Below are 25,318 nucleotides of genomic sequence, written 5' to 3'. Positions count from 1 at the left end.
AGCACGGGCTATGCCCCGTGCCCGACGCCGGAAGGGCGTCCCGGCCAGCGCGCCGGGGATGCGCGCCGCTATCTATGTTCGCCTATCGCGCGAAACCGACGAGACGACTTCGCCGGAACGCCAGCGCGCGGCCTGTGAAGCGTTGTGCGAGGCACGCGGCTGGGAGGTCGTGGCCGCCGAGGAGGACATCGATGTCTCGGGCTTCTCACGCGGGCTCGACCGGCCGGGCCTGCAACGCATCCTGACCAGGCTCGCCGAGCTGGACGTGATCGTGTTCTTCAAGATCGATCGGCTTGCGCGTTCGACGGTCGACTTCGCGGAGATCATGAGACTCGCCGAGCACCAGAGCGTTGCGCTTGCGTCGGCGACGGAGCCGCTCGACCTCACGTCGTCCATGGGCCGGGCCATGGCGAAGGTGATCGCGGTCTTCGCTGAGCTGGAGTCCGACACCATCGGGATGCGGGTATCCAGCGCGCACGAGCACCTGCGTCGCGAGGGCCGCTACACCGGCGGTCGGGTCCCGTACGGGTACATGGTCGTCCCCAACCCCAACGGGGCGGGCAAGGTCCTCGCGGTCAACGAGGACGAGGCCAAGACGATCAAGCGGATCGTGGAACGGGTCCTGGCCAAGGACTCGCTCATGCAGATCATCAACGATCTCAACAAGGAGGGCGTCCCGTCACCCGGCCACACCTCACGCCAGACCACGGGCAAGCGCAGCGACTCCAAGCAGTGGTACACGACCACGCTGCGCAGCATGCTGGGCAACCCCCAGTTGCTCGGCCAGGTCATCGAGGACGGAAAGCCGATCCTGCGGACGGACGGTCTGCCCCTGGTCAACCGCCCGCCGATCCTAGACACGGACACCTGGCAGGCGCTCCAGGACGAGTTGGAGCGCCGGGCCAATCCCGGTGAGAAGCGCCGGGAGGGGACGTCGCTGCTGCGCGGCATCATGCACTGCGGAGTCTGCGGCGAGCGCATGTACACCTTCAGCGGGCGCAACGGTCAGCTTCGGTACCGGTGCATCGGCCCGCTGAAGTACCGCCAGCGGGCGGCCAAGGGGGAGGAGAAGCAGGGCGTGAAGTGCTACGGGCCGACCGTGGCCGGGGTGACCACCGAGGAGCACGTCACCGAGCAGTTCCTCGCGAAGTACGGGCACCTTTCCGTGATGCGGATGGTCCAGGAGGTGGGCGAGGACTTCCGCCCGCAGATCAGGCAGGCCGAGGAAGCGTTGGCCGACCTGCAAAAGGATCGCTATGACCGGGGCCTGTTCAGAGGCGACGACGGAGCGATCCGGTACGCGGAGCAGTACGCCAAGCTGGAAGAGCGACTGGCGACCCTGAAGGAGAGGCAGCGAACGGCGAGGCCGGGCGGTGTGAAGGCGGAGCCGACCGGCGAGACGCACGCCGAGCAGTGGAAGCGCTCGGACGTGGCCGGCAAGCGAGATCTGCTGTTGAACGCGGGCGGCTACGTGGAGGTGGCACCCGCGCGGCGTGGCGGCAAGAAGCTGGACACGTCGCGTCTGTCGGTGTACTTCGGCGAGGAGGGCCACATGCGGCGGGCGGCAGCGGCGAAGGAGAGCGAACGGGAGATCGAGGCGGCTGACAGCCAGGGCTGACGCCGACGAAACGGGCCTGGACGTGGAGATCACCGGGCTCGTCGGGACGTACACCGACCCGCGCCACGTCATCGCCTATACGGACGGTGAGGTGCGCCGACAGTTCAATGTCTGTTTCACCGCCCGAGTAGTGGGCGGGCAACTCGCGATCTCCGACGAATCCACGGAACTGCGATTCGTCCCGACGGAGGAGCTGGGCGAGCTGCCTATGCACCACACCCAGCGGCTACGGCTTCAGCACTTTCTAGAACACCGTGAGCAGCCGTACCTCGGCTGACGCGTGTGCCCCGATGGCAGCAGCGCTGACGGCAGCGGCGGCGCTCGCCGACCCTGGGCTTGCCCGCCGACGATCACACCAGGAGAGGGCGGAAGTCGCGCCTTGCCGAGTGAGCCCCCGCGACCGCAGCCTGTCTGTCATGCCGCCGTTGAAATACCGAGTTCGGCGAGCAGACCGCGCACGCGCTGCTCGATCTCGTCCCGGATGGGCCGGACGGCGTCGACACCCTGCCCGGCGGGATCGTCCAGCTGCCAGTCCAGGTACCGCTTGCCGGGAAAAACCGGGCAGGCGTCCCCGCAGCCCATCGTGATCACCACGTCCGAGGACTGCACCGCCTCGGTGGTGAGGACCTTGGGTGTTGCAGCGGAGATGTCGATGCCGACCTCAGCCATGGCGTTGACCACGGCGGGGTTGACCGCATCGGCGGGGGCGGAGCCGGCCGAGCGGACCTCGATCTGGTCACCGCCCAGGTGGTTCAGGAAGGCGGCGCCCATCTGGGAGCGGCCGGCGTTGTGAACGCAGACGAACAGGACCGAGGGGCGTGGGGTGGGGGTGCTCATGGCAGGCGTCTTTCCGGGAGAGCGGAGTGGGTCAGGAGGAGGCGAGTTCGGGTTCGCCGTGTTGGACGACGACCTTGTCCCCGGCGGGGGTGGGACGGCCGTACACAGCGATGACGGCACTCAGCCCGAGCAAGGCTCCAGCCAGTTGGGCAGCGATGAACGGGACGACGGAGGCAGGGGCGATTCCGGCGAAGGTATCGGTGAAGGCCCGGCCGATGGTCACTGCCGGGTTCGCGAAGGAGGTCGAGGAAGTGAACCAGTAGGCGGCCCCGATGTACGAGGCCACGGCCACCGGTGCGAGGGAGGCATTGCCGATGCGTTCGAGGCCGAAGATCAGCAGGATCAGCCCGGCCGTGGCGACTACCTCACCCAGCCACAGGTGAGAGGCGGACCGGTCGTGCGTGGACCATTGGACCAGCGGCTTGGCGAACATCGCGTCGGCCAGGATTGCCCCGCCGACGGCCCCGGCGATCTGTGCGGGCACGTACGCGGCCACGTCTCGCAGGGTGAGGCCGTCGGGCTTGCGGCGGCCGGTGAACCAGGCGGCGAGGGTGACGGCCGGGTTGAAGTGCGCGCCGGAGACCGGCCCGAGCAGGGCGATCAGCACGCCGAGGCCGAAGACGGTGGCGAGGGAGTTGGCGAGCAGTTGCACGCCCACGTCGCGCGACAGCTCGGTGGCCTGGATGCCGGAGCCGACGACGACAGCAACCAGCAGCCCAGTCCCGATGGTTTCGGCGGCGACACGGCGGCTCAGGAGCGCGGTCACGCGGTGGCTCCGGCGGTCTGCGGCGCGGTCAGGAATGCGGCGAGTCGGTCCAGGACGCCAGGCAGCACCCAGTAGTACACCCAAGTCCCGCGTCGCTCGCAGTCGATGAGTCCGGCCTGCCGTAGCAGCTTGAGGTGGTGGGAGATCGTCGGCTGGGACAGCTCGAAGGCCGGCGTCAGCTCGCACACGCAGACCTCGCCGCCCTCCCCACGGGAGGCGATCATCGACATCAGCCGGAGCCGGACGGGGTCGCCCAGGGCCTTGAACACCTTCGCCAGCTCGGCCGCCTGGTCCTCATCCAGCGGTGAGGACAGCCCCGCGCAACACGCGGCGTCCTGCCCGATCACCTCAAGCTCTTGTTTCGACATGCCTCTATGTTGACGTTTTTCGATTCAAGGCGCAAGGTTGCATCAATGAACGTCAATATAGGCCGTTCCGGGGCACCGCCATGCCCCGTCACCTGGGAGTGAGTCATGAGCGAGCAGTCCACTGAACTGCGTGAAACCGTCCGCCAGCGCTATGCCGCGGCGGCCGTGAAGGTGACCGAGGGGGGCGCCGCATGTTGCGGGCCCGAACCGGTCGAGATCGACGAGAATTTCGGCTCGACCCTGTACGCCGCCGACGAGCGCGATGCCCTCCCCGCTGAGGCCGTCGCCGCCTCCCTCGGCTGTGGCAACCCGACCGCCGTCGCAGAACTGCGTGAGGGCGAGCGCGTCCTCGACCTGGGGTCGGGCGGTGGCATCGACGTCCTGCTCTCGGCCCGACGCGTAGGCCCCACCGGCAAGGCGTACGGGGTGGACATGACCGACGAGATGCTGGCCCTGGCCCTAGCCAACGCCGAGAAGGCCGGCGCGACGAACGTCGAGTTCCTGAAGGGCACCATCGAGGCGATCCCGCTGCCCGCGAACACCATCGACGTGGTGATCTCGAACTGTGTGATCAACCTGTCCGTCGACAAGCCCGCCGTGTTCGCCGAGACCTTCCGCGTCCTCAAGCCCGGCGGCCGGATTGGCGTCTCCGACGTCGTCGCCGACGACACTCTCACGCCCGGACAGCGAGCCGAGCGCGGCGACTACGTCGGCTGCATCGCTGGCGCACTGTCCTTCTCCGAATACCGCCAGGGGCTGGAGGCCGCAGGCTTCGCTGACGTCGAGATCACTCCCACCCACCCGGTTGCCGACGGCATGCACTCCGCCATCGTCCGCGCGGTCAGGCCTGCCAGCACGGCCGACACGGACGACTCTTCCGCAACCGCGGCCTGCTGCGGCGTAAGTGTCTGTTGCACCCCCGATGAGCAGGCCGCCGATCCGTCGACAACGGTCGCCGAGGCCAAGGCCGCGAGCGGCTGTGGCTGCCAGAACTGACGGCAACGACAGCACGCGCAGCCGACCGTAGTCACTCCACAGTTCGGATCTATCCGCTAGTGTGCGCATCGCGTCTGATCGTATTGACGATCAACGGACCATTCACGCGCGGCACCCTTTCCCTTCGGTCCATGCGGCCATCGTCATGGCGGCCATCGTCATGGACCAAAGTTCCAGTGTGCCTGAAGCGCGAGCGATCATCTTCGCCGTCGTACGCAATGTGCTCCGCCTGTGCCCGGTGTCCGCGGCTGTCCGATCGTCCTGTGCAACCTTGAGCCCGTTTCGGGTGTCCTGTCCGGGGGGAGCCGCGCGGCGCGTGCGGCTCGGGGAGGAGGGGCGGGGTGATGTCCGTACGCATCTGGGGGACCGGCGCCGGGGCCCTGGTGGTGCTGTTCGCCGCCGGGGTGTGGGCACGCGGGTCGAGTGCCGTGGACGCCGGCCTCTGGGCCGAGGTGCGTCCCGCGATCGAGGCCCGGCTGGTGGCGCGGTCCGCCGGGACCGGCACCGGGGAGAGCGGGACCGCTGCGGGGGCGCGCTGGTTCTGCCGGGCGGAGGCCCTGGAACTGGAGGCGAGCGGGGACCGGGTGCGGGCCGGTATCGACAGCCTGTGCGAGGAGTTCGGCGCCCACGAGGGAGCCCTGGTGTTGTTCGGCGGCGCGGAGACACCGCAGGTGGTGCGGCTGGAGCGGGACACGGCGCACGGCGGCTACCGGGTCGTCTCCACCGAGGAGGCCCCGGACGACGCGGGCACCGCGTGGTACGAGAAGCACTTCAGCCCCTCCGCCGTGTCCCGCATCCACAGGAAGATGGCGTCCGCCGGGCTGGAGGCCGCGGCCCGCGCCCACTTCGGCCTGCCGGCGGACGCCCCGGTGCGGAACGGCTGACCGCCCGGCCGACGCGACCGGCCACGACGGTGGCGCGGGCGGCCGGCGCCCTAGTCCTCCGCCAGTTCCGCCACGCCGGTCACCCGGTGCAGGGGGTAGGTGCGGACCTCGTCGGCCGTGTGGTCGTACGCCGTGACGAAGCCGCCCTCCACGCGGATCGGGGCGATGACCCGCTGGCTGGCGGTGCCCTCGGCGTTGACGTAGCCGATCCAGAGGGTGTCGCCGGTGAGGACGGCGGCCTGCATGGTGGCGAGGGTCTCGGCCGCCGTGGTGCGCGGAAGCTCGCCGCCCTGCACCGTCGTGCCGGTGGGCTTGCGTGGGGTGGTGGCGGCGAGATCGCCGGCGCGGATCGCGCGGATCGCGGCGGCGAGGAGGGTGGGGTCCGGGGCAGGCGGGCCGTCCGGCACCGGCTCGGGGGCGGTGCGCGGCGGGGTGCGGTGGGCGTGGGCGCGGGTGATCAGGACGTCGCCCTCGGCGGACTCGGCGGCGGGCGCGTAGCCCATCGCGCGCAGGCCCTCCAGGAGGGTCGCGGGGTCCGCCTGGGTGGCGAGGACGGTCGGGGCGAGGCGGCGCAGGCGCAGGGCGGCGGCCCGCTTGTCGGCCATGATCTCGCCCAGCACGGTGTCGTCGTCGCAGCGGACGTACGCCGAGGCCGCCCCGACCCGCAGATGGCCGTGTCTTCGGGCCACGTCGTCGATCAGGTACGCGAGCGGCTGCGGGACCGGGGTGCGGGAGTGGGTGGTGAGGAAGGCGTGCAGGTCGGCGGCGGTGCGGCCGACGTCGAGTGCCCGGCGGACGGAGGCCGGAGTGAAGCGGTAGACCGTGGCGCCGCCCTTCGACTCGACGTCGGCGAGGACGCCCAGCGCCTCGGCGAGCGGGCGTCGCAGCGGGCCCGGGGCGACCGCTGTCAGGTCGGCCTGGAGCAGTACGTGGTCGAGGGGCTCGGGAAGGAGCGGGGCGAGGAGCCGGCCGGCGGTCGCGGTGGCGACCGCCTGCTCGGGCGCGGAGAGGGGTTCCCGTGCGGGGACGGGACGGTGATGGTGCACGGGGAGCTTGTCGCCGGGGCCGGGGCCGGCGGCCGGCGGTTCGGCGGCCTTCGCGGGTGCGGGTGCGCCGAGCAGGGCGCGGCCGTGCGCCGACAGCGCCCCGCGTCCGGTCACGCCGAGCAGCTCGGCCTCGGACAGGGTCCAGCGCGCCAGCCGGGTGCGCAGGTCGTCGCCCTGCTGCTGCGGGCCGCGCAGCGGGCGTTCCCAGCGGAGCCTGGCCAGCACCGAATCGGCGCCGGGAGCGGTGCCCTCCGGGAGCCCGGCCAGCAGGGTCAGCACCCGGTGCCGTACCTCCGGTGCGGCGGACCGGTCCAGGCCCGGACCGAGGGCCGACAGGGCGCGGTCCTTGGCGTCCCGGCCGCCGACCAGACCGGGGGTGCGGGTCGCGGTCAGCCAGGCTTCGGCCAACTGGGCCCAGCGTTCGGCGGGCGGGCGGTCCAGCCACTCGTCGTAGGCGGGGGTCGCCGCGTAGCGTTCGTCGGCCTCGCCGTCGGAGGCGAGCAGCCCGGCGCCGTACGCCAGCTCGACCCAGAAGGCGGCGGTCGGTTCGGGCACGTCCAGTGCCACGGCCGTCCGCTTCAGGTCCCGGACGCTGAGCCCGCCGGCCCGCAGCACGGAAGGGCCGCCCTCGTCCCAGTCCTTCAGCAGCTCCTCGACGGTCGCGAGCGCGGTGTACGCCTGTCCGGCCGCGGTGGCGTCCACCACCTGCGGACGGTGCGTGGCGGCCGGCTCCACGGCGGGCGGCACCGGCTCCGGCGCACGGTGCGCGCGGCCCTCGCGCAGGTGCAGGGCGACCTCGCGGGGCAGCACCACCGTGCCCGGGGCGGTCGGCAGCAGCAGACCGCGGTCGAGGAGCCAGCGCAGATGGGCCGCAGGCTCGGGGGTGACCTGGCCGTACGGCGGCCCCCAGACCAGCCGGCCCAGCACCTCGCGCGACTCCGCGGGCGCGGCGGCGAGCAGCTTGGCCATCTTCCTGCGGTGGCCGAACAGCTTGGTGAGCGCGTCCACCGCGGACACCGGGTCATGGGTGGAGGGCAGTCCGGCGTTGGTCAGGATCTCCTGGATCCGGCCCGGGGACATCCCCGAGGTGGCCTCCCGCACGGTCGGGCCGAGACCGGTCGGGGACGGGTGCTGCGGGGACGGCGCGAGCACCTCCCGCGCGGTGCGCACCAGCCGCAGCCGCTCGTCGTCGCCCCACACGAGGGCCTGGTCCCGGAGCGCACCGAGAGCGGCCGGCAGGGCGGCGGTCACGGCCGGGTCGCCGTCGTCGCCGGCCATCAGCCGCAGCAGCTCCGGGTACGGCGCCGGGTCACCGGCCACCGCCAGCGCCTCCGCGGTCTGCAGGGCGAAGCGGTCCAGTCGTTCCAGGGCGCGCAGCACCGAGGCGCGGGTGCCCGCCCGGGTGGCCAGCTGGGTGAGGTCGGTGGGGACGGGGGTGATGAGGTCGGGGCGGGCGCGCAGCAGTACGGCCAGGGAGGCGTCGTCCCTGGCGCGGAGCGCCTCCGCGAGGGAGCGCGGCGGTGTGGCCGGGTTGCTCATCCGACCCACGGTAGCGGGTGCGGCGTCGGGACCGGCATCAGCTCTCCGGGCCACGGCACCTCCGGCGACACCCCGCACCGACCGCCCACCGACGGTTGGTGCCGTACCGACATCGGCCATGGCCTGCGCTACCGTCGTTGCGGGTCATTCAACGCAGCGGCCCCGGAGGGGACTTCGTGGGTATCGAGAGCGATCAGGTCGTCTACGAGTATCTGAGCCGTGTCGGGGACATCGCGCACCAGCGCCAGTTGTCGTCGGCGGAACGCATGCGGCTGGTGTCCGGGCTGCGCAACGAGATCGACCGGCACCGGTCGAAGGCGACCGTCGACAGCCCCGCGGCCGTACGCCGCATCCTGGACCGGCTGGGCACGCCCGACGAGGTCGTCGAGGCGGCGGGCGGTACGACGGACGGCGGGCCGCAGCCGGCGCCGGCCGCGGTGCCGGTCCAGCCGGACGGGGGCCCGTCGAAGGCCGCGTCCGGGGCGTCGGGCTCGTCGGGCTCGTCGGAGGAGCCGCGCCGGGTCGTACCGCGGCCCCGGCCCGCCGAGCCGGGCGGCCCCGGGCAAGGGGCCGCTCCCACCGACTGGTGGCGGGTGGACAGCAGTCCGTTCGGGGACGCCGACAGTGTGCCCGGGTTCGTCGGCGGTGTGGAGATCCCGGAGATGCTCCGCAGGCCGAGCTTCCAGAAGGAGGAGCCGGGGGACGGCCGCGGCGGGGCCGCCGAGCCCGAGGAGGCGGCCCCCGTGGTCGAGGCCGCCGCGGCGCCGCGCCGGGGGATCCGCTTCGTCCCCCGCCCGGCGGCCGGCTGGACCAACCCGCTGCTCCTGCTCGCCGCGGCGGCCCTGGTGGTGGGCGCGGTGCTCGGCAACTGGTTCGCGCTGATCCTGGGCTGGCTCATCGCCTACGGTTCCCGGCGCCTCACCCCGGCGGAGACCAAGCTGGCGGTGATGTGGGTGCCGGGGTTGTCGGTGGCGGCGGGGCTGGTGTGGCTGTGGGGGCGCAGTGCGGGGCGCTGGGGGGCGCCGATCGCCGAGGGGCACATGAGCGGGGCCGTGGCGGAGACGTGGCCGTGGGTCGTGCGGGGCGCTGCGCTGGGCTCGGCCGTGTTTGTGGTGTGGCGGTCGCAGCGGGCGCGGTAGGGGGCGCTGGGGGCGTTGGGGGCGCGGTAGGGGGAGGGGGCGGCTGTCGTACGGCGGCTGCGGGTCGGTGGGGGCTGATCGCGCAGTTCCCCGCGCCCCTTACGGGGCACGTCCCGGGCGCCTGACGGGGCGTGTTTCGGGGTTGCGGGGAGCGGCACAATGGCCGATATGACTTCTCGCCCGCTCACCGTCGGCTTCGACCTCGACATGACGCTCATCGACTCCCGGCCCGGTATCCACGCCACCTACACGGCGCTCGCCGAGCGGACGGGGACGTTCATCGACGCCGATCTGGCGGTCACCCGGCTGGGGCCACCCCTCGCCGAGGAACTGGTCCACTGGTTCCCGGCCGAGCGGATCGCGGAGATGAGTGATCTGTACCGGGCCATGTACCCGGAGATCGCGATCACCGCGACGCCCGCCATGCCCGGCGCCCGGGAGGCGATCGCCGCCGTGCGGGACGCCGGCGGGAAGACGCTCGTGGTGACCGCGAAGTACGAGCCCAACGCGAAGCTGCACCTCGGCCACCTCGGCATCGTCCCGGACGCGGTGGTGGGCGACCTGTGGGCCGAGCAGAAGGCCGTGGCGCTGCGCGAGCACGGCGCGGGCGTGTACGTGGGCGACCACGTCGGAGACGTGCGGGGAGCCCGTACGGCGGGTGCGCTGTCGGTGGCCGTGGCCACCGGACCGTGCGATGCCGGGGAGCTGCGCGCCGCCGGCGCCGACGTGGTGCTCACCGACCTCACCGAGCTGCCCGCCTGGCTGGCCCGGTACCGCGCGGACGGCCACCGGGAGGACGGCTACCGGGAGGACGCCGCCCGGGCCTGACGGCGGCCGGCGGCGATCGACTGGAGCACCCCGGCGCCCGCGATCAGGAAGCCGACGCCCATGAGCATGCTCAGCAGGTACATGTAGGTCGGAAAAGGCTTCGCACCGAGGAACAGCGGTATCACGGTGACGAGTGTGGCCACCGTACCGATGAAGAAGACCACGGCACCGGCGCGGATCAGTCGGTCACCGGGCCCGGCGGAATTCGCTTGGGTTTTGTCACGCACTCGACCAGGGTAGTTCCCTGCCCGAAGGAACAACCGGGCGACGTCTTGTCACGCGCCCGAAGACCATTAGCCTTGGTACCGGCGGGTCATGGTCGACCCGCCCGAGTGCTATCAAGGCCCGTTCAGAGCTGTTGCATTCAGAACTTTTCCGAGCAGTTCCCGACGAGATACGAGGACGAGGACAGACGTGCCTACCGGCAAGGTCAAGTGGTTCAACAGCGAGAAGGGCTTCGGCTTTCTCTCCCGTGACGACGGCGGTGACGTCTTCGTCCATTCCTCGGTTCTCCCCGACGGGGTCGATGCCCTCAAGCCCGGTCAGCGCGTGGAGTTCGGCGTCGTCGCCGGTCAACGCGGTGACCAGGCGCTCTCTGTGGTCATTCTCGACCCCACCCCGTCGGTCGCCGCCGCCCAGCGCAAGAAGCCGGACGAGCTGGCCTCCATCGTGCAGGACCTGACGACACTGCTCGAAAACATCACGCCGATGCTGGAGCGCGGCCGCTACCCCGAGAAGACCGCGGGCAAGAAGATCGCCGGTCTGCTGCGCGCGGTCGCGGACCAATTGGACGTGTAGGCCGCCGGGGAAAGCCGAAGTGAGCGACATACGGACCGACGGGGCGTCCCCCGAACTGCTGGCACGGATTCGGCGGCAGCGGCGGCACATCCTGGAACTGCTCGCCGTCTGCGCCGTCGGTCTCGTCCCGTGGACGCTCCTGCTGGCGTTCACGCTGCCCAGCGGGTACACGGTCCGTCAGTGGCGGACCACCTGGGTCGGCTTCGACGTCCTGCTCGTGCTCGCCATGGCGGCCACCGCCGTGCTGGGCTGGCGCCGGCACCGGGCCGTCGTGGTGACGGCCGTCGCCACGGGGGCGCTGCTGGTCTGCGACGCCTGGTTCGACGTGTCGCTCGCCCTCGGCACCCCGGACGTGTGGCAGTCGGCCGTGCTGGCGGTCTTCGTGGAGGTGCCGCTGGCGGGGTTCCTCATCCGCAAGGTCCTGGGAATGCTGGCGCTGGCCGAGTGGCCACCGGCCGACCACCTCACCGACGGCGACCCGCCGGACGGCCCCTGACCCCGGTCCGGGGCCTGCTCACGTACCGCGGGCAACCGCGGGCCTACGGGAAGTCGAGGGCGTGCGGGCCGAGGGGCGGGACGAGTCCCTCGGCCGCGGCGCGGGTGAGCAGTCCGCGCACCGCGGCGTAGCCGTCCTCGCCGAGTTCCGAGGTGAACTCGTTGACGTAGAGCCCGATGTGCTGGTCGGCGACGGCCGGGTCCATCTCCTGGGCGTGGGCCATGACATAGGGCCGGGAGACCTCGGGGTCGTCCCAGGCCGCGTGGACGGACGTACGGATCGCGTCGGCGAGGTGCGTCAGCCGCTCCGCGCCCAGCGAGCGCTTCGCGATGATCGCGCCGAGCGGGATCGGCAGGCCCGTCGTGTCCTCCCAGTGCTCGCCCATGTCGGCGAGCTTGTGCAGCCCGTAGTTCTGGTAGGTGAAGCGTGCCTCGTGGATCACGAGCCCCGCGTCGACCTTGCCGTCCCGCACCGCGGGCATGATCTCGTGGAACGGCATCACCACGATATCGCCGACCCCGCCGTCCGAGAGGGTGTCGGCCGCCCAGAGCCGGAACAGCAGGTACGCCGTCGACTTCTCGCTCGGCACGGCGACCGTGCGGCCGGTCAGGTCCACCCCGGCCTCCCGGGTCAGCACCAGCGGCCCGCAGCCCCGCCCCAGCGCGCCCCCGCAGGGCAGCAGCGCGTACTCGTCGAGGACGTACGGCAGCACGGCGTACGACACCTTCAGCGCGTCCGACTCGCCGCGCTCGGCCATGCCGTTGGTGACGTCGATGTCCGCGAAGGTGACGTCGAGCGCGGGGGCGCCCGGGACGCGGCCGTGGGCGAGGGCGTCGAAGACGAAGGTGTCGTTCGGGCAGGGCGAGTAAGCGATCTTCAGCAGGTCACCGGTGGTCATGTGGGTTCCAACCCTCCAAGGCGGGCGTGAGCTTCCCGAAGGCCTCCGTCAGGGCGGCCAGCGCGTCGCCGATGCGCCAGGCGGCGCGGTCGCGGGGGCCGACGGGGTTGGAGATCGCGCGTATCTCCAGGCAGGGCACGTCGTGCGCGGCGGCCGCGTCGGCGACGCCGAAACCCTCCATGGCCTCCGCGAGGGCGCCAGGATGCCGGGCGCCCAGTTCGGCGGCGCGGGTGGCGGTCCCGGTCACGGTGGACACGGTGAGCACCGTGCCGGGGCGCGCGCCGGTCACCCCGGCGACCGCACGTACGAGTGAATTCGGTGGACGGTGGCTTACGGTTCCGAAGCCCAGGTCGGTGACCGGCACGAATCCGTCGGCCGTCTCGGCGCCCAGGTCGGCCGCGGTGATCTCGTCGGCGACGACCAGCGAACCCACGGGGGCCCGGGGCTGGAAACCGCCCGCGATCCCGGCGGAGACGACCAGCGTGTAAGGGCGTCCTTCGAGGGCGGCGGCGGTCAGGGCGGTCGCGGTGCCCGCGGCGGCCGCGGCCGGGCCGACCCCGGCGGCGAGGAGGTCGTACCCCCCGGCGGTGCGCAGCAGGGTGCCGGCGGGCAGCCGTACCTCGGTCGTGCGGTCACCGAACGCCGTCGCCACCGCATCCCGTTCGGCGGGGACCGCGGTGGCTACGAGGACGCGTACGGCGGACGTGGTCAGGCGTCCTTCTTGAGCTTGAAGGACCACAGGCCCAGCACCGACTTGTCGCCCTCCTTGATGGAGACCAGGGTCGAGTTGCCGGACGCGCCGTACTGGGCGTTGAAGAACACGCTGCCCGGGATGGTGCGGTAGGTCTTGGTGCTGGACTCGGTGAGCGCCTGACCGTTCATCAGGATGGTCCAGCCGCTGTCCGCGATCTTCGGGTCGACGCCGAAGCGGACGGTCTCGTCCGGGTCCACCTTGATCGACTTGATCCCGGTGTCCTTGAGGCACTTGGCGAGCGAGGCCGTGTCCAGGGCCTTGCCGTCGTTGTAGCAGGTGGCCTCGGAGTTGACCGAGGCCGTGCCGACGGTGACCGTGGCGATCGGGGTCGGCTTGTCACAGGCAGACAGGACGAGCAGTCCGGCGGAAACGGCGCCGGCGGCGGCGACGACGCGGCGGCGTCGCGAGCGGGAGTGCAGCGTGGTCATGGCCGAAGGCTATCGGGCGCTCTCGGCCCGCTCCCCACGTGGGGTACGGCGTGCCCGGTTCGTTACGCCACTCGCGGGCGCGTGCGGGTGCCGTGCCGGGCCGAGGCCAGCAGACCGCGCAGCGTGGTCAGCCAGCCGGCGGCCACGATCGCGGCGGCCACCACGAGCCCCAGGGTGCCGTTGAGGGGCATCACGATGCCCACCGCGCCGCCGAACACCCAGGCCATCTGCAACAGCGTCTCCGAGCGGGCGAACGCCGAGGTCCGCACCAGCTCCGGCACGTCCCGCTGGATCAGCGCGTCCAGGCACAGCTTGGCCAGCGCCTGCGCGAACCCGGCCACCGCGGCGAGGACGGCCACCAGGAAGGCGCCGAAGAACAGGGCCGCCACGATCGCCGTGCCCAGCACCACGGCCACCACCGTCACGATGATGATCTCCGGTGCCCGGGAGCGCAGCCAGGAGCCCACCGCCGTGCCGACCGCGTTGCCCGCGCCCGCGGCGACGCCGACGATCCCCAGCGACACCGCGGCGCTCTCGCCGGTCAGCGGGTGCTCGCGGAGCAGGAACGCAAGGAAGAAGATCAGGAAGCCGGAGAGGCAGCGCAGGGCCGCGTTGGCGCCGAGCGCGTGCGTGACGGCCGGCCCGACGGTCCGCAGCCCCGGCCGCTTCGCCTCCTTGGACTCCCTGCACTCCTTGGACTCCTTCGAATCCGGCGGGTCCATCGAGTCCTGCGGATCCTGCTGCGAGGCCTGTGAGGCCTGTGAGGCCTGTGAGGCCTGTGAGGCGTGCGGGGCCTTCGCGCTCTGCCCGTTCTGCCCGCCCCGCGTGTGCGTTTCCGCGGCGAGCAGCGCCACGTCCTCGCCCTTGGCGGAGTCGACCTTCGGGGGGAGGGTGAAGGAGAGGAATGTCCCGGCGACGAAGATCACGAAGGCGCCGTACAGCGGCCAGGGGTCGCCGACGGCGTGCAGTCCGGCGCCGACCGGCGCGGCCGCACCGGTGGCGAGCAACCCGGCGAGGGTGACCCGGGAGTTGGCCTTGACCAGGGAGAACCGGGGCGGCAGCAGCCGCGGTACGACCGCACTGCGCACCACGCCGTACGCCTTCGACGCGACCAGCACGCCGAGCGCGGCGGGATACAGCTCCAGCCCGCCGCTCGCCACGGCCCCGGCGATGATCAGCGCGAGCAGTGCCCGGGCGAGCATCGCGGCGGCCATCGCGGCCCGGCGGCCGTGCGGCAGCCGGTCCAGGAGGGGGCCGATGACGGGGGCGAGCACGGTGAAGGGGGCCATGGTGATGGCGAGGTAGAGCGCGACCCGCCCCCGGGCCTCGTCCGTCGGCACCGAGAAGAACACCGTCGAGGCGAGCGCGACGGTGATCATGACATCGCCGGCGCCGTTCACCGCGTGCAGTTCGATCAGCTTCCCGAGGCCGGACTCGCCCGCGCCGTGCGCGTGTGTGGCCTTGCGGATACCCCGGGCGGTACCGGTCACCGGGAGGTGCAGGGCACGGCCGACCGAGCGGGCGGCACCGCGCATCCGGCCCGCACCGCTACCGACCCCGACGGAGCGTTGGGGGGACTTCGCGGTTGCCACGTGCTTCATAGTGCCCTGAGAGTGCAGTTCCTAGTGCACTTTGTCGCCAAGCGAACCGGGGCAGGCAGCGGCGGTGGAGCGTCCCGCAGGGGTGCGGCGGACACTGCGCGACCGCCGCAACACCGGCCCCCACCGGGCTCTCGGCAGCCCCCCACTGGTTCCTTCATGGGCCCCTCACCGGGCTCCGTCGGTCCGCGGCCGAGCGACGACCGGTGCGCGCCCCCGCCGTCGTCGGCCCCGCCGGACTGTCCCCCACCACCGGCGACGGGGTAGCGTGCGTATCTCAGCCATAGCGCAGAATGGATGGCATAGGTGCGCCCGAGCGCGATCGGACGCGGACGTCGATGCGGCCCCCAGGTCCGCTCCGTCCGCCCCACCGCCGGAGGCGACCGCACTCGTGAGACGGCGTAGGAGAGAAGCGATACCTGTGAGCGCAGCGACAACGCGAAGCCGCACCCCCGACCGTCTGTGCGCCGAGGCCGTCGACCTCGCCCGTGCCGCCGCCGAGGAGGCCGCGGCACCCGGGGTGGTGGGAGAGCACGCAGGCACGGTGGCCGAGGGCGATCGCGTCGTGACGCACTTCTTCGAGTGCAAGGAACTCGGGTACCGCGGCTGGCGCTGGGCGGTGACGGTCGCCCGTGCCTCCCGGGCCAAGATCGTCACCCTGGACGAGGTGGTGCTCCTCCCCGGCCCCGACGCCCTGCTGGCCCCGGAGTGGGTGCCGTGGAGCGAGCGGCTGCGCCCCGGTGACATGGGCCCGGGCGACCTGCTGCCCACCGAGGCGGAGGACCTCCGCCTGGAGCCCGGCTACACCGGCGAGGACGAGCCGGAGCCCAACTCCCCGGTCTCCGAGGAGATGGAGGAACTGGCGGAGGCGGAGGACGCCGACGTCACCGCGGGCACCCCCGCGCACCTCCCGACGGTGCCCTCCCGGGGCACGATCGCCTCGGTCGCCGAGGAACTCGGCATGCGCCGGGCCCGGGTGCTGTCCCGTTACGGCCTGCATGTCGCCGCCGACCGCTGGGAGGAGGCGTTCGGCGCCAAGACCCCGATGGCCCAGGCCGCCCCCGCGACCTGCGTCAGCTGTGGTTTCCTCAGCCCCATCGGCGGCTCCCTCGGGCAGGCCTTCGGCGTCTGCGCCAACGAGTTCTCCCCGGCCGACGGCCGCGTGGTCTCCCTCGCGTACGGCTGCGGCGGCCACTCGGAGGCCGCGGTCATGCCGAAGACCCCGCAGCCGGCCCCGCCGGTGATCGACGAGACGAGGGTCGATCCCTTCCCCCTCCGCCCGGCCGCCGACTCCGGCTCGGTCCCGGCGACCTCGGACGAGGAGACGGCCGAACTGGGCCACTCCTAGGCGGACGGGCCGCTTTCGGCCCTAACCCCTCGGCCCTGACCCCTCGGCCCTGACCCCTCGGCCCTGGCAAGGCTTCCGGCGAGGGCCTGACCGGCGGCCGTACCCAGGGGACCGTCCGCGGCGGGGCCGGCCCGGTCGGCAATCGCCGGCGGTCGCGGTCTCGAAAGTGTGAGAGGGGCCGCGTGCGCGGCGTGGGTGCTTCGCCGCTCCCGCACCCTGCTCCGAGAGTGAGGTCGGTGAATATGCCGGCGGCCCACTCGCGCAGGAGTGTCCGTGCCCGGCCCGGGACCGACGTCGACCCGGTGGACCCGGAGCGGCCCGATGTCACGGTCGCGACGCTCCGGAAGCCCCCGGTCGAGGTCGGCGGCCTCCAGCCGAAGAGCCCCGGGCGAGGCGGTACCTTCGTGCTCACGCCGATGAGGAGAGTGAACGTGAGCAAGTTCGTGCGGCCCGCAGCCGAGGGTGCCGACCCGTTCGGGACCGCCCGTCTCCGGCGGGGTGTCCTCGACGCCTGGGCCACCAGCCCCGCCCGGTTCCGTGAGGACGCCAACGCCGAGGAGGACCTGGTCCTCGGCGGCTACCGGGACCGGCTCGTCGTGGAGCTCGCGCAGAACGCGGCCGACGCGGCGGCCCGCGCCGGCGTCCCCGGCCGCTTCCGCCTCACCCTGCGCGACGGCGTCCTGTTCGCCGCCAACACCGGCGCCCCGCTGGACGCGGCCGGCGCCGAATCCCTCTCCACCCTGCGCGCCTCCGCGAAGCGGGAGGAGACCGAGGGGTCCGTCGGCCGGTTCGGCGTCGGCTTCGCGGCCGTGCTCGCGGTGACGGACGAGCCCGCCGTCGTCGGCCGGCACGGCGGCGTCCGCTGGTCCCTCGCCGAGGCCCGGGAACTGGCCGAGGCGACCGCGGCGCACAGCTCCGGGCTCGGCGACGAGATCCGCCGCCGGGACGGTCATGTCCCGCTGCTCCGGCTCCCGTTCGCCGCCGAGGGCACCGCCCCGGACCCGTACGACACCGTCGTCATCCTGCCGCTGCGGGACACCGCCGCCGCCGACCTCGCCGAGCGCCTCCTGGACGCCGTCGACGACGCCCTTCTGCTCGCCCTGCCGGGACTCGAAGAGGTCGTGATCGAGAACGGCGACCAGCCGGTCCGCACCCTGCGCCGTGACACCGACGGCGCCCACACGGTCGTATCGGACTCACGGCACGGCACGACCCGCTGGCGTACCGTCTCCGCGCACGGCGCGCTCACCCCGGACCTGCTCGCGGACCGGCCGGTCGAGGAGCGGCTGCGTCCGCACTGGTCGCTGACCTGGGCCGTACCCACCGACGGCCAGGGCGCCCCGGACCGCCCGCGCACCGCCTCCGTCGTGCACGCGCCCACCCCCAGCGACGAGCCCCTCGGGGTGCCCGCCCTGCTCATCGCGTCCTTCCCGCTCGACACCACCCGCCGGCACACCGCCCCCGGCCCGCTCACCGACTTCCTGGTGCAGCGCGCGGCCGACGCGTACGCCGAACTGCTGGCCGGCTGGCGGCCGGTGGGGGAGGGGATCATCCACCTCGTGCCCGGCCCGCTCGGCAAGGGCGAGCTGGACGGCGCGCTGCGCCAGGCGATCCTCGACCGGCTGCCGCGCACCGCCTTCCTGCCGCCCGCGGTCGAGCCCGGCGGCCCCGAGGACGCCGAGGACCCCGGCCTTCCGGAGGCACTGCGCCCGCGGGACGCGGAGATCGTCGAGGGGGCGGGCGCGGAGACCGTCCGCGTCCTCGCCGAGGTGCTGCCCACCCTGCTGCCCGCCGGTCTCGAACGCCGTGTGGAACTGCGCACGTTGTCCGTCGCCCGGCTGCCGCTCGCCGACGCGATCGACCGGCTGGCCGGCCTGGAGAAGGACCCGGACTGGTGGTGGCGGCTCTACGACAGCCTCGCGGGCGTCGACCCGGACCGGCTGTCCGGCCTGCCCGTGCCGCTCGCCGACAGCCGTACGGCCATCGGCCCCCGCCAGGTGCTCCTGCCCACCCCGGACTCGGCCGCCATCGACCCCGGGACGCTCGCCCGGCTCGGCCTCAAGGTCGCCCACCAGGACGCCGCCCACCCCCTCCTGGAGAAGCTCGGCGCCCTTCCCGCGTCCCCGCGCGCGGTGCTCACCACCCCGCAGGTGCGGGCCGCGGTGGCCGCCTCCCTCGACGACGCGGGCGGTGCGCTGTGGGAGGAGGACGCCCTGGACGCCGAGGAACTCGCGGACACGGTCCTGGCGTTGGTGCGCGACGCCGGTCTGGAGCCCGGTGACGAGCCCTGGCTGGGCGCGCTCGCCCTGCCGGACGAGGACGGCGAACTGGCCCCGGCGGGCGAACTGGTGCTCCCGGGCAGCCCCTTCGCGCGGATCATCCGCGAGGACGAACTGGCCGCCGTAGACGCCGAACTGGCCGAGAAGTGGGGCGAACAGCCCCTGGCCGCCTGCGGGGTCCTCGCCAACTTCGCGCTCGTGCGCGCCACCGACGTGGTCCTGGACCCGGACGAACTGGAGCCTCGCGAGGGCGACTTCGCGGAGCCCGACGACGCCGGGCTGCTGGACGCGGTCGACGTCTGGAGCGAGGACATCCTCGACCGCTTCCCGGACTCCCCCGTGCCGCCGGTCGCCACCGAACTGATCGCCGTCCGCGACCTGGACCTCGTCGACGACGACCACTGGCCCGAGGCCCTGGCCCTGCTCGCCCAGCCGCCCCTGCGGGATGCCCTCACCCAGCCGGTCCGGGTCCTGCTGCCGGACGGCACCCACGAGGTCGTACGCCCGTACACGGCCTGGTGGCTGCGCGGCCACCCGGTCCTGGACGGCCGCCGCCCCGCGGGCCTGCTGGCGGCCGGCGGCGACCCGCTGCTGCGCGGCCTCTACGAGGAGGCCGACGCGACCGGCTTCGGGGACGAGCAGGTGCTGCGGGCGCTGGGCGTACGGACGTCGGTGGCCGCGCTCCTCGACGAGCCCGGTGGCGCCGCCGAACTCCTGGACCGCCTGGCCGACCCCGACCGTCCGGTCACCGCCGCCCAACTGCACGCCCTCTACGGCGCGCTGGCCGACCTGGACCCCGAACAGGTCACGCTGCCCGACGAGGTGCGGGCGGTGATCGACGGCCGTGTGACGGTGGTGGACGCGGCGGACGCGGTGGTCGTCGACTCCCCGGACCTGCTCCCGTTCACGACCGGCGTCCCGCTGCTGCCGGTACGCCCCGCGCGCGCCGCAGAGTTGGCGGAACTGTTCCAGGTCCGGCGGCTGAGCGAGTCGGTGACGGGCTCGGTCGACTCCGAGGGCACGGAACACGACGTCCCCGAGCCGGTCCACGTCCTGCTGGGCCCGCGCACCCCGCGGACGTACGTCGAGCACGAGGAACTGGTGGTCGACGGCGTCGAGATCGACTGGCGCCTCACCGGCGACGGCACCCTGCACGCCGCGACCCTGGAGGGCGTCGCGGCCGGGCTCGCCTGGGCGGCCGGCCAGTGGCCCCGCCGCTTCGAGGTGGCGGCCCTCCTGGAGGACCCGTCCCGCACGGAGGAACTGGCCCGGGACCGCTGGTTCGACTGAGAAGCCGCAGGAGACGCAGTCCGGTCGTAAAGGAAGTAAAAGCTGGCCGGATTGCGTCTCACCCGTACAACCATTCACCCCTCTCGTGGATCACATCACCCGAGTCAACAGACTCCCTAGTTCTCTGGGCCTCGCGCCCACTCTTCTCCACGTGGGGAATCCATGCGCATTCGTGCCACTGTGGCCGCCGTCTCCGGCGCCCTGGCCCTGTCCGCGTTCGTCGCTCCGGCCGCTCACGCCGTCGGCAGCACCGCGCCGGACATCACCTTCTCCACCATGAAGGTCAACGGTGGCAAGGCCATCGTCGTGCCCGCCACGGGCTCCGTGAAGTTCACTATCACCTACAAGGTGACCCACGCCGCCGGCCTGAAGACCAGCGACTTCTTCGCCATGCCGGTCATCTACCACGGCTCCACGATCGAGAAGTCCGAGTACGGCGTCGCCCCGTCCGGCGAGCCCAGCTGCACGGACAGCTCGACGACCGTCCAGAGCTGCAAGGCCACCCTGAGCGTCAGCCGCGCCGACCTGGTCAACAGCATCGCCGGTACCTGGCAGTCCGGCGGCGTCGCCTTCGACAAGAACTACGACAACCCCGCGTTCACGAACAACCTGGGCAAGGTCTCGGTCCAGCGCCTGTCCAAGCTGACCGTCAACGCCACCCCCGAGCCGGTCAAGAAGGGCAGGACCATCACGGTCACCGGCTCCCTGACCCGCGCCAACTGGGACGCGAAGAAGTACTCGGGCTACGCGAGCCAGTCGGTGAAGCTGCAGTTCCGTAAGAAGGGCTCCAGCACCTACACCACCCTGAAGACCATCAAGTCGTCCGCCACGGGCGCCCTGAAGACGACGACCACGGCGACGGTCGACGGCTACTACCGCTACTCCTTCGCGGGGACGTCCACGACCCCGGCGGTCAACGCCACCGGCGACTACGTCGACGTGCAGTAGGGCAGCGCCCCGTAAGGGGCGCGGGGAACTGCGCGACCAGCCCCACCGGGCCCGCGCGGTTCCCCGCACCGCACCGCATCACACCGGATATTTCCGCTCCACCCACTTCCAAAGAAACTCCAGCAGCACCGACGCCACCACGGCCACGCCGACGGCAGTCCACGGCATCGCCACCCCCACCAGCTTCAGCGCGAAGAAGCTCTGCAACGCCGGCACCGCCAGCACGCAGACGAACGCCACGCCCATCGACGCGACCAGGACCACCCGCCACCAGGTGTAGGGACGGGCGACGATCGCCAGGATCCACATCGAGACCAGGAACAGGGTCAGGGTCGCCGCGCTGGTCTCCGCGTCCAGCGCGTCACTGCCGGTGTAGTGGTGGCGGGCGATCAGGTACGTCACGAAGGTCGCGACCCCGGCCACCACCCCGCCCGGGATCGAGTAGCGCATCACCCGGCGGACGAAGTGGGGTCTGGCCCGTTCCCTGTTGGGGGCCAGGGCGAGGAAGAACGCCGGGACGCCGATGGTGAGGGTCGACAGCAGCGTCAGGTGCCGCGGCAGGAAGGGGTACTCCACCTGCCAGCAGACCACCAGCACCGCCAGCAGCACCGAGTACACGGTCTTGACCAGGAAGAGCGTCGCGACCCGCGTGATGTTGCCGATCACCCGGCGGCCCTCGGCCACCACCGAGGGCAGGGTGGCGAAGCTGTTGTCGAGCAGCACGATCTGGGCGACCGCCCGGGTCGCCTCGGACCCCGAGCCCATCGCGACCCCGATGTCGGCGTCCTTCAGGGCGAGCACGTCGTTCACGCCGTCGCCGGTCATCGCGACCGTGTGCCCGCGTGACTGCAGCGCCCCCACCATGTCCCGCTTCTGCTGCGGGGTGACCCGCCCGAACACGGTGCCCCGGTCCAGCGCCTCGGCCATGTCGCCGGGGTCGGCGGGCAGCCGGCGCGCGTCCACCGTCGTACCGCTCAGCCCGAGCTTCGCGGCCACGGCACCGACCGACACCGCGTTGTCACCGGAGATGACCTTCGCCCGGACGTCCTGGGCGGCGAAGTAGCGCAGGGTGTCGGCCGCGTCCGGGCGCAGCCGCTGGGCCAGGACCACCAGCGCGGTCGGACGGGCGCCCTCGGCGACCCTCGCGTGGTCGAGGTCCCGGGTGGCGCGGGCCAGCAGCAGCACCCGCAGCCCTTCCTCGTTGAGGCGCACGGTTTCGGCCAGGGCCGGGTCGTCGGCGCCGAGCAGCACGTCCGGCGCGCCCAGCAGCCAGGTGCTGGTCTCCCCGTCGCCCTCGCTGAAGGTCGCCCCGCTGTACTTGCGGGCGGAGGAGAACGGCAGCGACTCCACGCACCGCCACTCCTCGCTGTCGGGACAGGCGTCGATGATCGCCTGGAGGGAGGCGTTGGGACGCGGGTCGGACTCGCCGAGCGAGCCCAGCACGGTACGGATGTACGACTCGTCGGCCCCGTTCAGTGCCCGCAGTTCGGTGACGTCCATGCCGCCCTCGGTGAGGGTGCCGGTCTTGTCGAGGCAGACGGTGTCGATGCGGGCCAGGCCCTCGATCGCGGGGAGCTCCTGGACCAGGCACTGCTGCCGGCCCAGCCGGATCACGCCGATCGCGAAGGCGACGGAGGTGAGGAGCACGAGGCCCTCGGGGACCATCGGGACGATGCCGCCGACGGTGCGGGCCACGGCGTCCTTGACGCCGTTGTTCTTCACGACCAGCTGGGTGACGACCAGGCCGATCGCGGCCGGGACCATCATCCAGGTCACGTACTTGAGGATGGTCGAGATGCCGGTGCGCAGCTCGGAGTGGACGAGGGTGAAGCGGGACGCCTCCTCGGCGAGCTGGGCCGCGTAGGCCTCCCGGCCGACCTTGGTCGCCGCGAACGCGCCACCGCCCGCCACCACGAAGGACCCCGACATCACCTGGTCGCCGGGTCGTTTGACGACCGGGTCGGCCTCGCCGGTGAGCAGCGACTCGTCGATCTCCAGGCCGTCGGCCTCGGCGCACACCCCGTCCACGACGATCTTGTCGCCGGGGCCGATCTCGATCAGGTCGTCCAGCACGATCTCGCTCGTGCCCACTTCGACGGCGGCCCCGTCCCGGCGCACGGTCGGCCGGGCCTCGCCGATCACCGCGAGCGAGTCCAGCGTCTGCTTCGCCCGCCACTCCTGCACGATGCCGATGCCCGTGTTGGCGAGGATCACGAAGCCGAACAGGCTGTCCTGGATCGGCGCCACGAACAGCATGACCACCCACAGCACACCGATGATCGCGTTGAACCGGGTGAACACGTTGGCGCGCACGATCTCGCCGAACGAGCGGCTGCTGCGCAGCGGTACGTCGTTCACCTGACCCCGGGCGACCCGCTCCGCGACCTCGGCCGTCGTCAGGCCGGTGGCCCTGGCCGGGGCGGGCAGCGGTACGGGATGCACGGGGTCGAGCTCGGCGCCCGCGTCGATGTGCTGCATGCATTCGACGGTACGTGCGGATTTGCACGTTCACCTGCCGAGTGCACCAAAGATCCGACCGGGGGATGACCGATGTCGTGCGTAGGTCGTAGCCGACGCCGCGGGGGTCCTCCAGGGGGCGCGGGGGTCCTACAGGGAGCGTGCCGCTTCCGCCCGCTTGATCGCGGCGTCGCGCCGCTTCACGTACCAGACGCCGATCAGCCCGAGGCCGCCGCCGGCCAGGCAGGTCCAGATCCACCAGGTGTGGCCGTTGTCGGAGAACCAGCCGTAGAACGGGAGCTGGGCCAGGAAGAGGACGAACCAGACGATCGTGCCGCCGATGATCGTCGGCACGACCGGCCCCTCCAGGGGTTCCGGTGCCTCGTGCTTGGGGGTCCACTTCGCCATGGCGCTCAGCTTACGCACCCCCTTGCCGGACCCGGGGTCTACGCGCGGAGATAGCGATCTAGTAATCATACGTTCATACTGAAACCGTTTGTCTCTGGCCACTTCTGCTCGTAGGAACCTCCAATGTCAACCCCGGCTTCCACCAAGGCCCCCGCCCCCGAACAGCCGGGTGCGACTCCCGCGTACGGCGCGCTCGACCGTTACTTCAAGATCTCCGAGCGGGGCAGCACCCTGGGCCGCGAGGTGCGCGGTGGCTTCGCCACGTTCTTCGCGATGGCCTACATCATCGTGCTGAACCCGATCATCCTCGGCAGCGCGAAGGACGTGTACGGCCATCAGCTCGACCACGGTCAGCTGGTCACCGCCACCGTCATCACCGCGGCCTTCACGACGCTGCTCATGGGCGTCATCGGCAACGTCCCGATCGCACTGGCCGCCGGCCTCGGCGTGAACTCCGTCGTCGCGCTCCAGCTGGCACCCCGGATGTCCTGGCCGGACGCCATGGGCATGGTGGTGCTGGCCGGCATCGTCGTGATGCTGCTGGTCGCCAGCGGTCTGCGCGAGCGCGTCATGAACGCCGTCCCCTACAGCCTGCGCAAGGCGATCTCCATCGGCATCGGCCTGTTCATCATGCTGATCGGGCTGGTGGACTCCGGCTTCGTCACCCGCATCCCGGACGCCGCCCAGACCACCGTCCCGCTCCAGCTCGGCAGCGACGGTCACCTCAACGGCTGGCCGGTCCTGGTCTTCGTGCTCGGCGCACTGCTCACCCTCGCCCTGATCGTCCGCAAGGTCTCCGGCGCGATCCTGATCTCGATCGTCGCGATGACCGTGCTGGCGCTGATCATCAACTCCGTCGCGCACGTGACCACCTGGGGCCTGACCGTCCCGACCTGGCCGGGCAACCCCGTCTCCACGCCGGACTTCGGCCTGCTCGGCAAGGTCAGCCTGTTCGGCGGCTTCGACAAGGTCGGCGTGCTGACCGGCGTCCTGTTCGTCTTCACGGTGCTGCTGTCCTGCTTCTTCGACGCCATGGGCACGATCATGGGCGTCAGCGACGAGGCCAAGCTGACCGACGCCGAGGGCTACATGCCGGGCATCAACAAGGTCCTCTTCATCGACGGTGTCGCGGTCGCCGCCGGCGGTGCCAGCTCCTCCTCGGCCACCACCTGCTTCGTCGAGTCGACGGCCGGCGTCGGCGAGGGCGCCCGTACCGGCTTCGCCAACGTCGTCACCGGCGGTCTCTTCGTCGTGGCGCTGTTCCTGACGCCCGTCGCCACGATGGTCCCGTCCCAGGCCGCCACCCCCGCGCTGCTCGCGGTCGGCTTCCTGATCCTGGCCGGTTCGGTCAAGGAGATCGACTGGGCGGACTACACCCTGGCGATCCCGGCCTTCGTGACCATGGTGATGATGCCGTTCACCTACTCGATCACGAACGGCATCGGCATGGGCTTCATCACCTTCGTGCTGATGCGCCTCGCCGTCGGCAGGGCCAAGGAGGTCCCGGTCGCGATGTACGTCGTCTCGGCGGTCTTCGCCTTCTACTACCTGATGCCGGCCCTGGGCCTGACCTGACGGCCCAGGGTCCGACCTGG

The 25,318-nt window shown here is 72.2% G+C and carries 22 protein-coding genes and 1 pseudogene; 12 read left to right on the top strand and 11 right to left on the bottom strand.

Going from position 1 to position 25,318, the window contains the following annotated elements:
* The first annotated feature begins 10 nt into the window (after positions 1-10).
* Together ACZ3KP_RS15935 and ACZ3KP_RS15930 are read left to right on the top strand one after the other, a co-directional pair.
* Complete coding sequence (locus tag ACZ3KP_RS15935; protein ID WP_467499934.1) at positions 11-1,618, top strand: recombinase family protein; 1,608 nt, start codon at positions 11-13, stop codon at positions 1,616-1,618.
* Between the two features lie 4 nt (positions 1,619-1,622).
* Positions 1,623-1,895, top strand: a pseudogene (locus ACZ3KP_RS15930) (NUDIX hydrolase); the annotation flags it as partial.
* A gap of 137 nt (positions 1,896-2,032) precedes the next feature.
* On the opposite strand, the gene ACZ3KP_RS15925 reads toward ACZ3KP_RS15930, so the two are convergent.
* Genes ACZ3KP_RS15925 through ACZ3KP_RS15915 form a run of 3 tightly spaced genes read right to left on the bottom strand, consistent with a single transcriptional unit; the run spans position 2,033 to position 3,589 of the window.
* Entirely contained in the window at positions 2,033-2,455 is a 423-nt protein-coding gene (locus tag ACZ3KP_RS15925; RefSeq protein WP_467499932.1) for an arsenate reductase ArsC, read from the bottom strand.
* Positions 2,456-2,486: 31 nt separating this feature from the next.
* Positions 2,487-3,221: an aquaporin gene (locus ACZ3KP_RS15920; protein WP_467499931.1), complete on the bottom strand. Its 735-nt coding sequence runs from the start codon at positions 3,219-3,221 to the stop codon at positions 2,487-2,489.
* Positions 3,218-3,589 (bottom strand): ArsR/SmtB family transcription factor, encoded by a 372-nt coding sequence (locus ACZ3KP_RS15915; RefSeq protein WP_208900195.1) that lies wholly within the window; start codon positions 3,587-3,589, stop codon positions 3,218-3,220. Before ACZ3KP_RS15915 ends, ACZ3KP_RS15920 begins: the two co-directional genes overlap by 4 nt.
* Before the next feature lie 105 nt (positions 3,590-3,694).
* Between ACZ3KP_RS15915 and arsM the strand changes: the two genes are divergently transcribed.
* Complete coding sequence (arsM, locus tag ACZ3KP_RS15910) at positions 3,695-4,585, top strand: arsenite methyltransferase (RefSeq protein ID WP_467499928.1); 891 nt, start codon at positions 3,695-3,697, stop codon at positions 4,583-4,585.
* 344 nt (positions 4,586-4,929) lie between these two features.
* Positions 4,930-5,469, top strand: coding sequence for a hypothetical protein (locus ACZ3KP_RS15905; protein WP_467499926.1), 540 nt, complete (start codon positions 4,930-4,932; stop codon positions 5,467-5,469).
* 50 nt (positions 5,470-5,519) lie between these two features.
* Here ACZ3KP_RS15905 and ACZ3KP_RS15900 read toward each other — a convergent pair whose 3' ends face one another.
* Positions 5,520-8,054 (bottom strand): helicase-associated domain-containing protein, encoded by a 2,535-nt coding sequence (locus ACZ3KP_RS15900; protein ID WP_467499924.1) that lies wholly within the window; start codon positions 8,052-8,054, stop codon positions 5,520-5,522.
* A 176-nt stretch (positions 8,055-8,230) separates the two neighbouring features.
* Here ACZ3KP_RS15900 and ACZ3KP_RS15895 point away from each other — a divergent pair, with 176 nt between their 5' ends.
* Both ACZ3KP_RS15895 and ACZ3KP_RS15890 read left to right on the top strand, forming a co-directional pair.
* The gene (locus tag ACZ3KP_RS15895; protein WP_467499922.1) at positions 8,231-9,193 is read left to right on the top strand and encodes a hypothetical protein; all 963 of its coding nucleotides are present in this window, start codon (positions 8,231-8,233) and stop codon (positions 9,191-9,193) included.
* Positions 9,194-9,352: 159 nt separating this feature from the next.
* Positions 9,353-10,021 carry an HAD family hydrolase gene (locus ACZ3KP_RS15890; RefSeq protein ID WP_467499920.1) on the top strand — a complete coding sequence of 223 codons (669 nt, stop codon included), beginning with the start codon at positions 9,353-9,355 and terminating at the stop codon, positions 10,019-10,021.
* Here the strand turns inward: ACZ3KP_RS15890 and ACZ3KP_RS15885 are convergent.
* The gene (locus tag ACZ3KP_RS15885; protein ID WP_132891679.1) at positions 9,994-10,248 is read right to left on the bottom strand and encodes a hypothetical protein; all 255 of its coding nucleotides are present in this window, start codon (positions 10,246-10,248) and stop codon (positions 9,994-9,996) included. The genes ACZ3KP_RS15890 and ACZ3KP_RS15885 overlap by 28 nt on opposite strands.
* Before the next feature lie 187 nt (positions 10,249-10,435).
* Between ACZ3KP_RS15885 and ACZ3KP_RS15880 the strand changes: the two genes are divergently transcribed.
* Positions 10,436-10,819, top strand: a complete 384-nt coding sequence (locus ACZ3KP_RS15880; protein WP_132891678.1) for a cold-shock protein — start codon at positions 10,436-10,438, stop codon at positions 10,817-10,819.
* Positions 10,820-10,838: 19 nt separating this feature from the next.
* Complete coding sequence (locus ACZ3KP_RS15875) at positions 10,839-11,315, top strand: hypothetical protein (RefSeq protein ID WP_467499917.1); 477 nt, start codon at positions 10,839-10,841, stop codon at positions 11,313-11,315.
* Between the two features lie 43 nt (positions 11,316-11,358).
* Here ACZ3KP_RS15875 and ACZ3KP_RS15870 read toward each other — a convergent pair whose 3' ends face one another.
* The 4 genes from ACZ3KP_RS15870 to ACZ3KP_RS15855 form a co-directional block, all read right to left on the bottom strand.
* A complete protein-coding gene (locus ACZ3KP_RS15870) occupies positions 11,359-12,213 on the bottom strand; it encodes a 1,4-dihydroxy-6-naphthoate synthase (protein ID WP_467499915.1) in 855 nt (284 codons plus the stop codon).
* Positions 12,200-12,952 (bottom strand): futalosine hydrolase, encoded by a 753-nt coding sequence (locus ACZ3KP_RS15865; RefSeq protein WP_467499913.1) that lies wholly within the window; start codon positions 12,950-12,952, stop codon positions 12,200-12,202. The genes ACZ3KP_RS15870 and ACZ3KP_RS15865 overlap by 14 nt, the downstream gene beginning before the upstream one ends.
* On the bottom strand, positions 12,922-13,395 hold the full coding sequence (locus tag ACZ3KP_RS15860; protein WP_467499912.1) for a DUF2771 domain-containing protein: 474 nt from the start codon (positions 13,393-13,395) through the stop codon (positions 12,922-12,924). The genes ACZ3KP_RS15865 and ACZ3KP_RS15860 overlap by 31 nt, the downstream gene beginning before the upstream one ends.
* A gap of 62 nt (positions 13,396-13,457) precedes the next feature.
* Positions 13,458-14,930 (bottom strand): MFS transporter, encoded by a 1,473-nt coding sequence (locus ACZ3KP_RS15855; RefSeq protein WP_467500283.1) that lies wholly within the window; start codon positions 14,928-14,930, stop codon positions 13,458-13,460.
* Positions 14,931-15,414: 484 nt separating this feature from the next.
* On the opposite strand from ACZ3KP_RS15855, the gene ACZ3KP_RS15850 reads away from it, so the two are divergent.
* The 3 genes from ACZ3KP_RS15850 (at position 15,415) to ACZ3KP_RS15840 (ending at position 20,858) form a co-directional block, all read left to right on the top strand.
* Positions 15,415-16,341, top strand: a complete 927-nt coding sequence (locus ACZ3KP_RS15850) for a DUF3027 domain-containing protein (protein ID WP_467499910.1) — start codon at positions 15,415-15,417, stop codon at positions 16,339-16,341.
* A gap of 431 nt (positions 16,342-16,772) precedes the next feature.
* Complete coding sequence (locus tag ACZ3KP_RS15845) at positions 16,773-19,910, top strand: sacsin N-terminal ATP-binding-like domain-containing protein (protein ID WP_467499908.1); 3,138 nt, start codon at positions 16,773-16,775, stop codon at positions 19,908-19,910.
* Between the two features lie 162 nt (positions 19,911-20,072).
* Positions 20,073-20,858: a hypothetical protein gene (locus tag ACZ3KP_RS15840; RefSeq protein WP_467499906.1), complete on the top strand. Its 786-nt coding sequence runs from the start codon at positions 20,073-20,075 to the stop codon at positions 20,856-20,858.
* Between the two features lie 78 nt (positions 20,859-20,936).
* Here the strand turns inward: ACZ3KP_RS15840 and ACZ3KP_RS15835 are convergent, their stop codons facing one another.
* Entirely contained in the window at positions 20,937-23,336 is a 2,400-nt protein-coding gene (locus ACZ3KP_RS15835; RefSeq protein WP_467499904.1) for an HAD-IC family P-type ATPase, read from the bottom strand.
* A 129-nt stretch (positions 23,337-23,465) separates the two neighbouring features.
* The gene (locus ACZ3KP_RS15830) at positions 23,466-23,723 is read right to left on the bottom strand and encodes a DUF2530 domain-containing protein (protein ID WP_467499902.1); all 258 of its coding nucleotides are present in this window, start codon (positions 23,721-23,723) and stop codon (positions 23,466-23,468) included.
* Between the two features lie 123 nt (positions 23,724-23,846).
* On the opposite strand from ACZ3KP_RS15830, the gene ACZ3KP_RS15825 reads away from it, so the two are divergent.
* On the top strand, positions 23,847-25,298 hold the full coding sequence (locus ACZ3KP_RS15825; RefSeq protein WP_358974241.1) for an NCS2 family permease: 1,452 nt from the start codon (positions 23,847-23,849) through the stop codon (positions 25,296-25,298).
* Positions 25,299-25,318: the final 20 nt, after the last annotated feature.

It is taken from the genome of Streptomyces sp. NPDC020958, from assembly GCF_055562175.1.
This window is presented reverse-complemented; position numbering and strand designations above follow the sequence as displayed.

Bases quoted from the DNA above. Each gene is read 5' to 3' on its own strand.
- ACZ3KP_RS15935 (WP_467499934.1), top strand. From the start codon at position 11: ATGCCCCGTGCCCGACGCCGGAAGGGCGTCCCGGCCAGCGCGCCGGGG.
- ACZ3KP_RS15925 (WP_467499932.1), bottom strand. From the start codon at position 2,455: ATGAGCACCCCCACCCCACGCCCCTCGGTCCTGTTCGTCTGCGTTCAC.
- ACZ3KP_RS15915 (WP_208900195.1), bottom strand. From the start codon at position 3,589: ATGTCGAAACAAGAGCTTGAGGTGATCGGGCAGGACGCCGCGTGTTGC.
- arsM (WP_467499928.1), top strand. From the start codon at position 3,695: ATGAGCGAGCAGTCCACTGAACTGCGTGAAACCGTCCGCCAGCGCTAT.
- ACZ3KP_RS15905 (WP_467499926.1), top strand. From the start codon at position 4,930: ATGTCCGTACGCATCTGGGGGACCGGCGCCGGGGCCCTGGTGGTGCTG.
- ACZ3KP_RS15900 (WP_467499924.1), bottom strand. From the start codon at position 8,054: ATGAGCAACCCGGCCACACCGCCGCGCTCCCTCGCGGAGGCGCTCCGC.
- ACZ3KP_RS15890 (WP_467499920.1), top strand. From the start codon at position 9,353: ATGGCCGATATGACTTCTCGCCCGCTCACCGTCGGCTTCGACCTCGAC.
- ACZ3KP_RS15870 (WP_467499915.1), bottom strand. From the start codon at position 12,213: ATGACCACCGGTGACCTGCTGAAGATCGCTTACTCGCCCTGCCCGAAC.
- ACZ3KP_RS15860 (WP_467499912.1), bottom strand. From the start codon at position 13,395: ATGACCACGCTGCACTCCCGCTCGCGACGCCGCCGCGTCGTCGCCGCC.
- ACZ3KP_RS15855 (WP_467500283.1), bottom strand. From the start codon at position 14,930: ATGCGCGGTGCCGCCCGCTCGGTCGGCCGTGCCCTGCACCTCCCGGTG.
- ACZ3KP_RS15840 (WP_467499906.1), top strand. From the start codon at position 20,073: ATGCGCATTCGTGCCACTGTGGCCGCCGTCTCCGGCGCCCTGGCCCTG.
- ACZ3KP_RS15835 (WP_467499904.1), bottom strand. From the start codon at position 23,336: ATGCAGCACATCGACGCGGGCGCCGAGCTCGACCCCGTGCATCCCGTA.
- ACZ3KP_RS15830 (WP_467499902.1), bottom strand. From the start codon at position 23,723: ATGGCGAAGTGGACCCCCAAGCACGAGGCACCGGAACCCCTGGAGGGG.
- ACZ3KP_RS15825 (WP_358974241.1), top strand. From the start codon at position 23,847: ATGTCAACCCCGGCTTCCACCAAGGCCCCCGCCCCCGAACAGCCGGGT.